Source organism: Massilia sp. 9I (assembly GCF_902506415.1).
Taxonomy (GTDB): domain Bacteria; phylum Pseudomonadota; class Gammaproteobacteria; order Burkholderiales; family Burkholderiaceae_D; genus Telluria.
In genome coordinates this window covers 2,476,377-2,490,121 of sequence record NZ_LR733275.1, presented here as the reverse complement: position 1 = coordinate 2,490,121, position 13,745 = coordinate 2,476,377, and the positions used below count along the sequence as shown (strand labels likewise).

14 protein-coding genes are annotated in these 13,745 nt (G+C 67.0%); 12 read left to right on the top strand and 2 right to left on the bottom strand.

The window, feature by feature from the left end; genetic code table 11:
- Positions 1–161: 161 nt before the first annotated feature.
- From GV068_RS11180 to ccoS, 6 genes are all read left to right on the top strand, one after another.
- Positions 162–1,727: a PAS domain-containing methyl-accepting chemotaxis protein gene (locus tag GV068_RS11180; protein WP_159697402.1), complete on the top strand. Its 1,566-nt coding sequence runs from the start codon at positions 162–164 to the stop codon at positions 1,725–1,727.
- 71 nt (positions 1,728–1,798) lie between these two features.
- Positions 1,799–2,068, top strand: a complete 270-nt coding sequence (locus tag GV068_RS11175) for a hypothetical protein (protein WP_159697400.1) — start codon at positions 1,799–1,801, stop codon at positions 2,066–2,068.
- A 259-nt stretch (positions 2,069–2,327) separates the two neighbouring features.
- Complete coding sequence (gene hemN / locus GV068_RS11170) at positions 2,328–3,794, top strand: oxygen-independent coproporphyrinogen III oxidase (RefSeq protein ID WP_159697398.1); 1,467 nt, start codon at positions 2,328–2,330, stop codon at positions 3,792–3,794.
- A 5-nt stretch (positions 3,795–3,799) separates the two neighbouring features.
- Positions 3,800–4,579 carry a sulfite exporter TauE/SafE family protein gene (locus tag GV068_RS11165; protein WP_159704899.1) on the top strand — a complete coding sequence of 260 codons (780 nt, stop codon included), beginning with the start codon at positions 3,800–3,802 and terminating at the stop codon, positions 4,577–4,579.
- Complete coding sequence (locus GV068_RS11160) at positions 4,576–7,020, top strand: heavy metal translocating P-type ATPase (RefSeq protein ID WP_159697396.1); 2,445 nt, start codon at positions 4,576–4,578, stop codon at positions 7,018–7,020. The genes GV068_RS11165 and GV068_RS11160 overlap by 4 nt, the downstream gene beginning before the upstream one ends.
- A 2-nt stretch (positions 7,021–7,022) precedes the next feature.
- Positions 7,023–7,181 carry a cbb3-type cytochrome oxidase assembly protein CcoS gene (gene ccoS, locus GV068_RS11155; RefSeq protein WP_159697394.1) on the top strand — a complete coding sequence of 53 codons (159 nt, stop codon included), beginning with the start codon at positions 7,023–7,025 and terminating at the stop codon, positions 7,179–7,181.
- 18 nt (positions 7,182–7,199) lie between these two features.
- Here ccoS and GV068_RS11150 read toward each other — a convergent pair whose 3' ends face one another.
- Positions 7,200–7,598: a TraR/DksA family transcriptional regulator gene (locus tag GV068_RS11150; RefSeq protein ID WP_159697392.1), complete on the bottom strand. Its 399-nt coding sequence runs from the start codon at positions 7,596–7,598 to the stop codon at positions 7,200–7,202.
- A gap of 247 nt (positions 7,599–7,845) precedes the next feature.
- Here GV068_RS11150 and ccoN point away from each other — a divergent pair, with 247 nt between their 5' ends.
- The 6 genes from ccoN to GV068_RS11120 are packed head-to-tail and all read left to right on the top strand — an operon-like array spanning position 7,846 to position 12,933.
- Positions 7,846–9,300 carry a cytochrome-c oxidase, cbb3-type subunit I gene (ccoN, locus tag GV068_RS11145; RefSeq protein WP_159697391.1) on the top strand — a complete coding sequence of 485 codons (1,455 nt, stop codon included), beginning with the start codon at positions 7,846–7,848 and terminating at the stop codon, positions 9,298–9,300.
- A 15-nt stretch (positions 9,301–9,315) separates the two neighbouring features.
- Entirely contained in the window at positions 9,316–9,930 is a 615-nt protein-coding gene (gene ccoO, locus GV068_RS11140) for a cytochrome-c oxidase, cbb3-type subunit II (RefSeq protein ID WP_159697390.1), read from the top strand.
- A 1-nt stretch (position 9,931) separates the two neighbouring features.
- Positions 9,932–10,096 carry a CcoQ/FixQ family Cbb3-type cytochrome c oxidase assembly chaperone gene (locus GV068_RS11135; protein ID WP_159697389.1) on the top strand — a complete coding sequence of 55 codons (165 nt, stop codon included), beginning with the start codon at positions 9,932–9,934 and terminating at the stop codon, positions 10,094–10,096.
- Entirely contained in the window at positions 10,089–11,024 is a 936-nt protein-coding gene (gene ccoP / locus GV068_RS11130) for a cytochrome-c oxidase, cbb3-type subunit III (protein ID WP_159697388.1), read from the top strand. Before GV068_RS11135 ends, ccoP begins: the two co-directional genes overlap by 8 nt.
- A complete protein-coding gene (ccoG, locus tag GV068_RS11125) occupies positions 11,021–12,400 on the top strand; it encodes a cytochrome c oxidase accessory protein CcoG (RefSeq protein ID WP_159697387.1) in 1,380 nt (459 codons plus the stop codon). The genes ccoP and ccoG overlap by 4 nt, the downstream gene beginning before the upstream one ends.
- A 14-nt stretch (positions 12,401–12,414) precedes the next feature.
- Positions 12,415–12,933, top strand: coding sequence for a FixH family protein (locus tag GV068_RS11120; RefSeq protein WP_229464047.1), 519 nt, complete (start codon positions 12,415–12,417; stop codon positions 12,931–12,933).
- Between the two features lie 3 nt (positions 12,934–12,936).
- On the opposite strand, the gene GV068_RS11115 is transcribed toward GV068_RS11120, so the two are convergent.
- A complete protein-coding gene (locus GV068_RS11115) occupies positions 12,937–13,710 on the bottom strand; it encodes a ThuA domain-containing protein (protein WP_159697385.1) in 774 nt (257 codons plus the stop codon).
- Positions 13,711–13,745: the final 35 nt, after the last annotated feature.

The following is a 13,745-nucleotide window of genomic DNA, read 5'->3' as shown; positions in this document are numbered from 1 at the left end:
CGCCAGCTTACACCAATGGCAACATTTGGCGTAAATCAACGCTTATGTAGCTTGCATGGCCTGCGGACTCGGCCAAATTTGATCCAGGTCAAAAAAATTTGAAAACGGATTGCTAGAATCGTGCGCTGAAATTTTGCCCGTGGGCAACAAGGAGAAGCGTCGTGCGTAGCAATCTGCCGGTGACCGGCATCGAATACCTGATGAAAGAAGGCCAGTCGATCGTCTCGAAGACCGACACCAAGGGCCGCATCACCTATATCAACTCGAGTTTTATCGAAGTGAGCGGCTTCAGCGCCGACGAACTGCTGGGCAAGGCCCACAACATCGTGCGCCACCCGGACATGCCGTCGGAGGCCTTTGCCGACCTGTGGACTACGCTGCAAGCCGGCGAACCGTGGACCGGCCTGGTCAAGAACCGCCGCAAGAACGGCGACTTCTATTGGGTGGTGGCGAACGTGGTGCCGGTCAAGGAGGGCGGACGCGTAACCGGCTACATGTCGGTGCGCACCGCGCCCAGCCGCGAACAGGTCAAGGCGGCGAGCGAGCTGTACCGCAAATTCCGCGCCGGCGAGGCAAAGGGGCTGGCGATCCGCCGCGGTGTCCCTGTCCGGCTCGGCTGGCGCGCCCGCGTGGCCGCACTGCGCGCGCTGCCGCTGTCGCGCCGCCTAGGCATCATGATGGGCGCCCAGGCGCTCCTGATCGCGGGACTGGGCCTGGCCGCCGACGGCCTCATGTGGAAAACGCTGGCGGGCGCCGGCGTCATCGGCACCCTGGCGGCCTGGGCCGAACTGCAGCGCAGCATCGCCGGCCCGCTGCGCGCCGCAACCGCCGCCGTCTACGCCCTGGCCGGGGGCGATCTGTCGCATCCCTGCGAAGCCGGGCGCAACGACGAGATCGGCCGCCTGCAGCTGGCGCTGCGCCAGCTGAACGTCAACCTGCAGGCCATTGTCGGCGACGTGCGCCGCAACGTCGCCTCGATCGAGCACGCCACCCGCGAGATCGCTGCCGGCAATGGCGACTTGGCCAGCCGCACCGAATCCCAGGCGGCCAGCCTGGAGCAGACCGCCAGCAGCCTGGCGCAGATCGCCGCCGCGGCCGGCCACAACACCGACAGCGCGGTGCGCGCCGACGCACTGGTGGTGGCCGCCTCCGGCGTGGCCGGACGCGGTGGCGAGGCCGTGGGGCGCGTGGGCGACACCATGGGACGCATCAGCGCCTCGGCCACCCGCATCGTCGACATCATCGGCCTGATCGACGGGATCGCCTTCCAGACCAATATCCTGGCCCTGAACGCCGCGGTCGAAGCGGCCAGGGCCGGCGAACAGGGACGCGGCTTCGCCGTGGTTGCGGGCGAGGTGCGCAGCCTGGCGCAGCGCTCGGCCGCCGCGGCCAAGGAGATCAAGGCCCTGATCGAAGCCTCGGTGCACCAGGTCGGCGAAGGCAATGTGCTGGTCGGCGACGCCGGCCAGACCATGCGCGAGGTGGTGGATGCGGTGCGCCAGGCCACCGCGATCATGGGCGGCATCCTGGGCGCCAGCCGCGAACAGGGCAGCGGCATCGAGCAGGTCAACGCAGCCATGGCCCAGCTCGACCAGATCACCCGCGAAAACGCCGCCCTGGTCGAGGAATCGGCGAACGCCTCTGCCAGCGTGGCGGACGAGGCCAGCCAGCTGGTGCAGGCGCTGTCGGTGTTCAAGCTCGACGATCGCGCCCTGGTCCGCCGTTGACGGTTTGATATTGATCAGGCTCGATCGAGGAATCTGTCCCTAGACTGCGTGCGCCGGCACGCGAATCGGCCATGCACGCGGTGCTCATGACCGGCATGTGCACGGTGCGCCAGCTCGCCTTCGACGGTCACGCCGCCGCCCGCCTGGGCGTGGCCGATATCCCGGCCGGCGGCGTCGCCCAGCGCATGCAGCAGCTGGGCAGCGACCGCCTCGACATGGCCGACTATACCTGCGTCGGGCCGGACCGCTTCGCGCTGCTGCCCGGATGTCCGGGCGCCTTCGCGCGCACGCACCGCACGCCAGGTGCGGCCAGCCGCAGCTGCCCGGCACCCACCTGGTAGGCTGTGGCCTTGCGGCGCACGGAGATTTCGGCACGCTACGCTGGCAGAATGTCGCGCCCCTTCACGACTACGATGCTCGCCTGGACAGCAAGCAGGTGCCGGTGGCGCAGGGCGGCTGGATCGCGCCCGCCATCCGTGCTGCACAGACTCAACCGTATTTGATGCAAGTCAAGGATTTCCAAGACGCTGATCAATAAACTGCCTGCTATTCGAGTCGATTTGCATTTCCGCAAACCGGCAGCAGCAGGAGTTCTTTGACATGCAAGCAACAGCGTTTCCCGCCACGGGCCAGCCCGCGACCGCCATCACCCCTATTTCGCGCGCTCCCGAGGCAGCCTATCCAACGGTCGACTTCGACGCCGGGCTGCTCAAACGCCTGGGCAAGAACGGCCCGCGCTACACTTCCTACCCGACCGCCGACCGCTTCGGCGCCGAGTTCGGCTACCGCGACTACCTGCACGCCGTCGCCGGCCTGCGCACCCGCGGCTCAGCCCGCCCGCTGTCGCTCTACCTGCACATCCCGTTCTGTGACACGGTCTGCTACTACTGCGCCTGCAACAAGATCGTCACCAAAAAGCGCGAGAAGGCCGCCACCTATCTGTCCTACCTGAAGCGCGAGATCGCCATGCAGGCGGCCCTGTTCGCCGGCATGAACGAGGTCGAGCAGCTGCACTTCGGCGGCGGCACGCCGACCTATCTCACGGACGCCCAGATGGACGAGCTGATGGGGCACCTGCGCCGGAGCTTCCGCTTCGCGCCGGACGAGCAGGGCGAATACTCGATCGAAGTCGACCCGCGCACCGTCTCGGCCGAGCGTGTGCATACCCTGCGCCGCCAGGGCTTCAACCGCATCAGCCTGGGCGTGCAGGACTTCGATCCCGCCGTGCAGCGCGCCGTCAACCGGGTCCAGCCCGAGGAAGAAACGCGCGCCGTGATCGACGCCGCCCGCGCCGCGGGTTTTCGCTCGGTGAGCATCGACCTGATCTACGGCCTGCCGAAGCAGACCCTGGACAGCATGCGCCAGACCATCGACAAGGTGATCGCCGCCAATCCCGACCGGATCGCCGTCTACCACTACGCCCACATGCCGCAGCTGTTCAAGCCGCAGCGCCGCATCGTGGAAGCCGAGATGCCCTCGAGCGACACCAAGCTGCAGATGCTCCAGCTGTGCATCGAGCGCCTGGGCGCGGCAGGCTACGTCTACATCGGGATGGACCATTTCGCCAAGCCGGGCGACGACCTCGCCGTGGCACAGCGCCAGGGCCGCCTGCACCGCAACTTCCAGGGCTATTCGACCCATGCCGACACCGACCTGGTGGCCTGCGGCGTGTCGGCCATCGGCGCGGTCGGTGCGACCTATAGCCAGAACGTCAAGACGCTCGACGAGTATTACGACCTGCTCGATCAGAACGAGCTGCCGGTGGCGCGCGGCATTCGCCTCGGCATGGACGACGCGCTGCGCCGCAGCCTGATCCAGAAGCTGATGTGCCAGTTCGAGGTGTCGATCCCGGCGCTGGAGCAGGCCTTCCCGATCGTGTTCAGGGATTACTTCGCCGACGAGCTGGTGCAGCTGCGCCAGATGGAAGCGGACGGCCTGGTGCAGGTCGGTCCGGACTGGCTCAGCGTCACCATGAAGGGACGCCTCCTGATCCGCAACGTGTGCATGGTGTTCGACCGCTACCTGGCCGCGCGCCAGGAGGGTCAGCGCCACTCGCAGACCGTGTGACGCCGATGAGCGCCGTCAGCCTGTTTCCCGTGTTCCTGGTCGGCCTGGCCGGCAGCGTGCATTGCGCCGGCATGTGCGGCGGTATCGTCGGGGCCATGTCGGTTCCGGCTCGCCCAGCGTTTCCGGTGCCGGTGCGCACGGTGACGGTGCCCACATTGACACCGGCCGTGGTCCACGTCGCGGCCTATAACCTGGGGCGCATCGCCAGCTATATGGCGGCGGGCGCGCTCGCGGGCGGCCTGGCCGGCGGAGCGGCGCATCTCGGCCTGCCGGCGCTGCAGAGCGGCGCCTACGTGGCAGCCAACCTGATGCTGGTGGCGCTCGGCCTGTACCTGATGGACGCCTGGCGCGGCCTGGCCCTGCTCGAGCAGGGCGGGCAGCTGCTGTGGCGGCAGCTGGCGCCGCTGCTGCGCAGGATCGGCCCGGCCGCGACGCCGGGACGCATGTTCGCGGCCGGTGCGCTGTGGGGCTGGCTGCCTTGCGGCATGGTCTACAGCATGCTGGTGACCGCCATGCTGAGCGGCTCCGCCGCGGATGGCGCTGCGTTGATGCTGGCCTTTGGCCTGGGCACGCTGCCGATGCTGGCCGCGATCGGCCTGGCCGGGCTGCGCCTGCGCGCGCAATTCCAGCGGCGCCAGGTGCGCCTGGCCTGCGGCCTGCTGGTATTGGTCTTCGGCCTGCTCGGCCTTTGGCGCGCCGCCGGCGGCTTCGGCATGGTGGCCATCGGCGGACTGCCGCAGCATTGGATCGACGTCCTGTGCGCGGCCCCCGGAGCCGAGGCATGAGCGTGGTGCTGGCCGAGGTCATGGCGCCAAGCGCTCCGCTTGCTGATGCCGCCGAAGGTCCGTCCGCGAGCGGATGCTTCCATTGCGGCTCGCCGATCCCGGCCGGCACGCGCTGGCAGGCGCGGGTCGGCGGCGCCACCCGCAGCATGTGCTGCCCCGGCTGCGCCGCCGCGGCCGAAGCGATCGTCGCCGGCGGTTTCGCCGACTACTACAACGCGCGCACCGAATACGCCGCCGTGGTCGCCGACGGCAAGGAAGAACCCGAGCTGGCGCTGGCCGACCTGCAGGGCATGGAGGGCGAGGGCAGCTTCTCGATCGAGGGCGTGCGCTGCGGCGCCTGCGTCTGGCTAGTCGAGCGCCGCCTGGGCCAGCTGGACGGCGTGCAGGAAGTCTCGCTGAACGTCGCCACCGGCCGCGTGTTCGTGCGCTGGGACCCGAGCCTGTGCCGCCCGAGCGCGATCCTGCGCGCGCTGCGCGCCATCGGCTACAGCGCCGCACCCTACGACGTCAAGCTACACGACCAGGGCATGGAACGCGCCCGGCGCCGCCTGTTCCGCCAGCTGTTCGTCGCCGGCCTGGCGATGATGCAGGTGATGATGTACGCGGTGCCGGTCTACCTGGCCGACGACGGTACCATGGACGCCGCCATGCTGGCGCTGATGGGCTGGGCCTCGTTCGCCCTGACCCTGCCGGCCGTCTGCTACTCGGCCTTGCCCTTCTTCCAGGGCGCCTGGCGCGACCTGAAGCGCGGGGTGCCGGGCATGGACGTGCCGGTGGCGCTGGGCATCGTGGCGGCGTTTGCCGACAGCTGCGTCTCGCTGCTATCAAGCCAGGGCGACGTCTACTTCGATTCGATCACGATGTTCATCTTCCTGCTGCTCGGCAGCCGCTACCTGGAACTGGGCGCGCGCCGACGCGCCACCCAGGCCCTGGACGCGCTGCGGCTCGGGATGCCGGCGTCCGCGCTGCGCCTGCGCGGCGACCCGGACCTGCGCGATACCGAACTGGTGCCGGCGGCGCAGCTCGTGGTGGGCGACCTGGTGCTGGTCAAGCCGGGACAGGCGGTGCCGGCCGACGGCGCCATCGTGGAAGGCGTGACCGACCTCGATTATTCGCTCTTGAGCGGCGAAAGCCGCACCCGGCGCATGGGTCCGGGCGACGCGCTGGCGGGTGGCGCGGTGAATGCCGGCCAGGGCGTGGTGCTGCGCGTCACCTCGGCGGCGCGCGACAGCACCCTGGCGATGCTGGTGCGGCTGGTCGAGCGGGCGGGCCTGGGCAAACCGGCGATGTCCCTGTGGGCCGACAGGGTCGCCGCCTGGTTCGTGTTCGGCCTGCTGGTGCTCACCGCCGTCGTCTACCTGGCCTGGCACACGGTCGATCCGGAGCGCGCCTGGCATGCGGCGGTCGCGGTGCTGGTCGTGTCCTGCCCCTGCGCGCTGTCGCTCGCCACCCCGACCGCGCTCGCGGCCGCCACCGACCGCCTGCTGCGGCGCGGCGTGCTGGCCGTGGCCCCGCACACGCTGGAGACTTTCGAGCGCGCCACCCACGTGGTGTTCGACAAGACCGGCACCCTGACCCTTGGCCGCCCGGTGCTGCGCCAGGTGCTGCCGGTAGGATCGCTCGACGTCGACCTGTGCATGCGCATCGCTTCCGCGCTGCAGGCCGAGAATTCCCATCCGGTCGGCATCGCGATCCGCTCTGCAATGCAGTCGCATGGGCTGGTGGCGCGCAAGCTGCGCGTTGAGATCGGACGCGGCTTCGAAGGCACGATCGACGGCGTGGTGTACCGGATCGGCACCTCGGAGTATGTGCAGGGGATCGCGGGCGGCATGGTGCGTTCGGCGGCGCCGACCGGCACCAGCTGCGCGTGGCTCGCCTGCGAGGGCCAGTGGCTGGCGCGCTTCGACCTGTCCGACGGGATACGCGAGGAAGCCGCGGAGGTGGTGCGGCGCTTCCAGGAGGGCGGCAAGACCGTGATCCTGCTGAGCGGCGACGACCAGGCCGCGACCAGTGCGTTGGCGCGCCAGCTCGGCATCGGCAGCGCCTTCGGTGGCCGCCTGCCGGCCGAGAAGCTGGCCTTTGTCCGCGAGCTGCAGCACGAAGGCGCGGTGGTGGCGATGATCGGCGACGGCAGCAACGACGCGCCGGTGCTGCGCGGGGCCGACGTCTCGTTCGCGATGGGCTGCGGCACCGAGCTGGCCCAGGTCCATGCGGACGGCGTGCTGCTGGGCGACAGCCTGCTGCCGCTGGCCGATGCCGCCGACACGGCGCGGCGCACGCTCGCCATCATCCGCCAGAATCTCATTTGGGCATCGATCTACAACCTGGCCACGATCCCGGCGGCCGCTACCGGATTGCTGAATCCCTGGCTGTCCGGCATCGGCATGGCCGCGAGCTCGGCCCTCGTGGTGCTGAACGCACTACGCCTGCGAAAGGACTGATCATGGAAGCCTTATACCTGCTCATTCCCCTCAGCGTGATCCTGGTGGCGCTGGCGCTGTGGATCTTCTTCGGGGCCGCGGAGAGCGGCCAGTTCGAGGACCTGGAGGGGCCGGGAATGCGGATCCTGGTCGATGACGACCGCGTGGGCGGCTCGGACTAGGAACGCGCAGGCGGCAGCTCACATCGAGGGGCCGCGGCCGGTGTGCTGGTCCTTCTCGAGCTGTTCCTGGCACTGAATGCACAGGCGCACCGTCGGCGTGGCCAGCAGGCGCGCGTCGGGGATGTCGCGCCCGCAGGATTCGCAGATGCCGGCGCCGCCCGATTCGAGCTTGCCGATGGCGACGTCGATCTCGTGCAGCAGGTTCGACTCGTGGTCGGCCAGGTGCTGCTCGTTGTGGCTCAGCATTTCGGACTGTGGCCCGTCGTCGCTCTGGCCCTGGTGGGAGAGGGGACCGATCGCGGGCGCTTCGTCGTCCGGCGAGCCGGTGCGGGAACGCACGGTGTCCAGCAGGTCTTCGCGCGCCTGGTGCAGGCGCTTGCTCAGTTCTTCCGATACGGATTGCGATAGAGGCGGCATAGCGTTTTTCCTTGATTGGCGATAAGGAAAAGCCCATCCGAGTGTGGCGGGCCGTCTGTGTCTAACCTTGATTCATCTCAAAGTAGCAGCCTTGATTTTTCGGTCAATGCTTCTCGCGCACTGGGCCGCAAGAGACTGTCGCATACCTCATCCGATGCTGAACAATTTGATTCACATCAAGGAAATTTACAGCGCGAAAAACGACACTCCTGATTGTCATCCATCAAGGTATTTTCAGGAGAGCATCTTGGACAGCAGTCTAAACTATAACTACAAGATCGTGCGCCAGTTTGCCATCGCGACCGTCGTGTGGGGCGTGATCGGCATGGCCGCAGGCGTCTTCATCGCGGCCCAGTTGGCCTGGCCCGCGCTCAATTTCGACATCGCGTGGCTCAGCTATGGACGTCTGCGTCCGCTGCACACCAATGCGGTCATCTTCGCCTTCGGCATCTGCGGCCTGTTCGCCACTTCCTACTACGTGGTGCAGCGGACCTGCCAGGTGCGCCTGTTCTCGGACCGCCTGGCCAGCTTCACCTTCTGGGGCTGGCAGGCGGTGCTGGTCTCGGCCGCCATTTCGCTGCCCATGGGCTTCACCCGCGGCAAGGAATACGCCGAGCTGGAATGGCCGATCGCGCTCTTGATCACCGTCGTGTGGGTGGCCTACGCCGTGGTCTTCTTCGGCACCATCATCAAGCGCCGCGTGCAGCACATCTACGTCGCCAACTGGTTCTTCGGCGCCTACATCCTGGCGGTCGCCATCCTGCACGTGGTGAACGGCGCGGTGGTGCCGGTGTCGGCCATGAAGTCCTATTCCGTCTATGCCGGCGTGCAGGACGCGATGATCCAGTGGTGGTACGGCCATAACGCGGTCGGCTTCATCCTCACCGCGGGCTACCTGGGCATGGTGTATTACTTCATCCCGAAGCAGGCCGAGCGCCCCGTGTATTCGTACCGCCTGTCGATCGTGCACTTCTGGGCCCTGATCTTCACCTACATGTGGGCCGGCCCGCACCACCTGCACTACACCGCGCTGCCCGACTGGACCCAGTCGATCGGCATGGTGTTCTCGCTGATCCTGCTGGCGCCTTCGTGGGGCGGCATGATCAACGGGATGATGACCCTGGCCGGCGCCTGGCACAAGCTGCGCTCGGACCCGATCCTCAAGTTCCTGATCGTCTCGCTCTCCTTCTACGGCATGGCCACCTTCGAGGGCCCGATGATGTCGATCAAGACCATCAACTCGCTGTCGCACTACACCGACTGGACCGTCGCCCACGTTCACGCCGGCGCCCTGGGCTGGGTCGGCTTCATCACGATGGGGTCGATCTACTATTTGATTCCGCGCCTGGCGGGCAGAAAGCAGATGTGGAGCATGGCCTTGGTCGACACGCACTTTTGGGTGGCCACCATCGGCATCGTGCTGTACATCGCCTCGATGTGGATCGCCGGCGTGATGCAGGGCCTGATGTGGCGCGCGGTGAACGCGGACGGCACCCTGACCTACACCTTCGCCGAGAGCGTCAAGGCGACCTACCCCTGCTACGCGATCCGCTTCACCGGCGGCTTCCTTTACCTGTCTGGCATGGCGCTGATGGCCTTCAACACCTGGAAGACGCTGAGCGGCACCAAGAGTGTGGATGCCCGCATCCCGTCCGCGAAGCCGCACATGAATAGCGCGCAGCTCGACCCTGCGCACGCCTGAACACCGGAGCACACAATGAAATTTACACATGAATGGATCGAGAAGAACCCCTGGCTCCTGATTGGCCTGGTGCTGCTCGTGATCTCCTTCGGCGGCCTGGTCGAGATCGTGCCGCTGTTCTTCCAGAAGTCCACCACCGAACCGGTGGCGGGCCTGAAACCCTATTCGCCGCTGCGCCTGGCGGGCCGCGACGTCTACATCCGCGAAGGCTGCTACAACTGCCACTCGCAGATGATCCGTCCGTTCCGCGCCGAGACCGAGCGCTACGGCCACTACTCGGTGGCCGGCGAATTCGTCTACGACCACCCGTTCCAGTGGGGTTCCAAGCGCACCGGCCCGGACCTGGCGCGCGTGGGCGGCCGCTACAGCGACGAATGGCACCGCACCCACCTCGACAACCCGCGCGACGTGGTGCCGGAGTCGAACATGCCGGGCTATCCGTGGCTGGCCAAGGCGAAGCTGAACCCGGCCGAGATCATGCCCAAGATGCGCGCAATGCGCCGCATTGGCGTGCCCTATAGCGAAGCCGAGATCGCAGCGGCGCCGGAAGAGGTGAGCGGCAAGACCGAGCAGGACGCCCTGATCGCCTACCTGCAGGGCCTGGGCACCCAGATCAAGACGAGGAACTGACATGGCACTCCAACACATTTTTGACAACGCGAGCAGCGTCATGACGGTCGTCAGCTTCGCGACCTTCCTCGGCATCGTCGGCTGGACCTACGTAGTACGCAAGCGCAGCGATTTCGATACCGCTGCACGCCTGCCGTTCGCGGATGAGGAGAGCGACCGTGGCTGATTTCTTCAACACGTTCTGGCACTGGTACGTCGCCATCATCACGGTGCTGTCGATCCTGGGCTGCGGCATCCTGCTGTGGTCGCAGTCCACCTACCGCGTGAAGCTGGGCGCCGACGGCAAGCCCGAGAAAACCACCGGCCATGTCTGGGACGAAGACTTGACCGAACTGAATACGCCGATGCCCCGCTGGTGGATCGTGCTGTTCTGGCTCACCATCGCATTCGGCTTCGCCTACCTGGCGCTGTATCCGGGCCTGGGCAGCTACGCTGGAAGGCTCGGGTGGAACTCCACGGGCGAATACAAGGCGGAGCTGAAGCAGGCCAAGGCCGACTATGGCCCCCTGTTCGCCAAGTACGCCACCCAGGACCTGAAGGCGGTGGCCGCCGACCCGCAGGCCCACGCCATCGGCGAGCGCCTGTTCCTGACCTACTGCGCCCAGTGCCACGGTTCGGATGCGCGCGGCAGCAAAGGCTTCCCGAACCTGGCGGATCGCGACTGGCTGCACGGCGGCGAACCCTCGGTGATCAAGCAGACCATCATGCACGGCCGCGTGGGCGCCATGCCGCCGATGGGCGCGGCGCTCGGCTCGGACAAGGACATCGAGAGCGTGGCGCATTACGTGCGCAACTTGTCCGGCCTCACCGCGGACCCGATCAAGGTCGCCTTCGGCAAACCGAAGTTCGCCGCCTGCGTGGCCTGCCACGGCGTCGAGGGCAAGGGCAACCCCCTGCTTGGCGCCCCGAACCTGGCGGACAAGACCTGGCTCTACGGCGGCAGCCAGGAGACCGTGATGGAAACCATCCGCAAGGGCCGCACCAATACCATGCCGGCCTTCGGCGAGTTCCTCGGCGAAGAGAAGGTGCACGTGCTGGCGGCCTATGTGTGGAGCCTGTCCAATGAACCCACCGTGATGGCGCAAGCAAAATGAACGCGCCGAAGGAGGCCGTGATCCGCATGTACGCCGCGCGCGAAGAAATCTACCCGCGCGAAGTCAAGGGCCGCTACGCCTCGCTGCGCTGGGCCTGCGTCTGGCTCACCCAGCTGCTGTTCTACGGCCTGCCCTGGATCCAGATGCATGGCCGCCAGGCGGTCCTGTTCGACCTGGCCAGCCGCAAGTTCTACCTGTTCGGACTGGTGCTGTGGCCGCAGGACTTCATCTACCTGGCCGCGCTGCTGATCCTGTGCGCCTACGGGCTGTTCCTGGTGACTGCGGTGGCGGGGCGGGTGTGGTGCGGCTTCGCCTGCCCGCAGACGGTGTACACCGAAATCTTCCTCTGGATCGAGCGCAAGTTCGAAGGAGCGAGGAGCGCCCGCATCCGCCTCGACCGCCAGCCCTGGACCTTGGAGAAGATCGCGCGCAAGGGCGGCAAGCATGCCGCCTGGGGGCTGGTGGCGCTGTGGACCGGCTTTACCTTCGTCGGCTACTTCGCGCCGGTGCGTTCGCTCGGTTCCGGCATTGCCTCGTTCGGCCTGGGGCCGTGGGAAGCGTTCTGGGTGCTGTTCTATGCGCTCGCGACCTACGGCAATGCCGGCTGGCTGCGCGAGCAGGTCTGCAAGTACATGTGCCCGTACGCGCGCTTCCAGAGTGCGATGTTCGACAAGGACACCCTGATCGTGACCTACGACGCGGGCCGCGGCGAGCCGCGCAGCCCGCGCATGGGCAGCAAGGGTGCGGGCGACTGCATCGACTGCAGCATGTGCGTGCAGGTATGCCCGACCGGGATCGACATCCGCAAGGGCCTGCAGTATGAATGCATCGGCTGCGCCGCTTGCGTGGACGCCTGCAACAGCGTGATGGACAAGGTCCAGCGCCCGCGCGGCCTGATTCGCTACGCCACCGAGAACGCACTGGCGGGCAACTTGAGCCCAAGCGAGGTACGGCAACGCGTATTGCGGCCCCGCGTACTGATCTACACCACCGTGCTGGCCATCTTCGGCACCGCCATGGTCGCCTCGATTGCACTGCGCAATCCGCTCAAGCTGGATGTGATCCGCGACCGCGGCTCGATGGGCCGCGAAGTGGAGGACGGCATGATCGAGAACGTCTATCGCCTGCAGCTGATGAATACGCTTGAAGAACCGCAGCGGCTACGCATCACGGTGGAAGGTATCGCCACGGCCAAGATAGCAGACGAGGACATGGTGGAGATCGACGCCGCCACCACGCGCATGCTGCCGGTGCGGGTGCGCATCGCCGGCGGCGACGGCAAGCCCGGATCGAACCACATCGCCTTCACCCTCGCATCGAGCGAGCGCAGCTCGCTGCAGGTGACGGAAGACGCCGTGTTCATCGTCCCCAAATGATGGAAGAGAAGCCTATGCAAGCCAATTTGAGTATTGCAGCCGCCACGCCCTGGTACCGGCACCGCTGGCCGTGGCTGCTGATGGTCGGGCCGGTGCTGGTGCTGGTGGCCGGCGCGATCACCACCTGGCTGGCGATCAGCCGCCCGGATGCGATGGTGGTGGGCGACTACTACAAGCAGGGCAAGGCCATCAACCAGGAGCTGCGCCGCGACCGCGCGGCCAGCAGGCTGGGACTGGCGTTCGAAGCAGCGTATGACGCGCAGGCAGGCCGCATCACCGGGAGCCTGCGCACCCATGGCGAACCGGTACGGGCGCCGTTCCACATCCGCCTGGCGCACCCGACCCAGCCGGAACGCGACCGCGTGCTCGAAGCGCTGCCGGATGCGCGGGGACGCTTCAGCGCCGAAGCGCCCGGCTTGGCCGCGACCCACTGGCAGGTCGTGGTCGAAGGGGGCGCGCGCGACTGGCGGCTGGCGCGCAGCTGGAGCTGGTCGAAGGAGCCGGTGCTCGCGATCGTCGCTGACGCGCAGTGATGTTCATTCGGCCCGGAAGCCGCGTCCGGTCGCGGCCCAGTAGATGCCGCCGTACAGGTGGTGCATGAAGACCGGATCGCGGTAGGTCGCCGCCTGGTGGCCCAGCGCCGTGTAGAAAGCGCGCCCGCCCTCGTAGGGCTGGTACCAGCTGATCGGGTGGAAGGCGCCCATGCCCTTGCCCTGGCGGTCCGGCCATGTCGTTTCGGGCTTGTAGGTGCTCTCGTCGACCGTGAGCAGGTAGGTCAGCTTGCTTGAAGTCGCCGGGCCGAATTCGTACCACTCGTCGGTGAACAGGGTGCGCGGCGCGAAGCGCTCCATGCCGGGGAAGTTGCGCTCGCGGACCTGCAGCACGGCGGTCTGCACCGCCGGGTGCACCTTGAACATGTGCCCGACCATTTTCGTGTACCACGGCCAGCCATACTCGGTGTCCGAGGCGCTGTGCACGCCGACGAAACCGCCGCCCTTGCGGATGTAGCGCTCGAAGGCAGCCTGCTGGGCGTCGTCCAGCACGTCGCCGGTGGTCAACAGGAAGATCACGGCCTGGTACTTCGACAGTTCGGCGTCGTTCATCACCCGGCCGGCATCGGCCGTCCAGAACACGCCGAAGTCGTGCAGCTTGCCCAGTTCCTGCACGGCGCTCACGCCTTCATGCACGGCGTCGTGATGCCAGCCGGCGGTCTTGGTGAACAGCAGGACCTTGAACTGCTCGGCCTGGGCGGGCAGGGCCAGTAGCATGGAACTGACCAGCAGTACGGAAATCGTGAAAGAAGATTTCATAAATGGACGATTTTTGAAATATTATTTCAATAAAA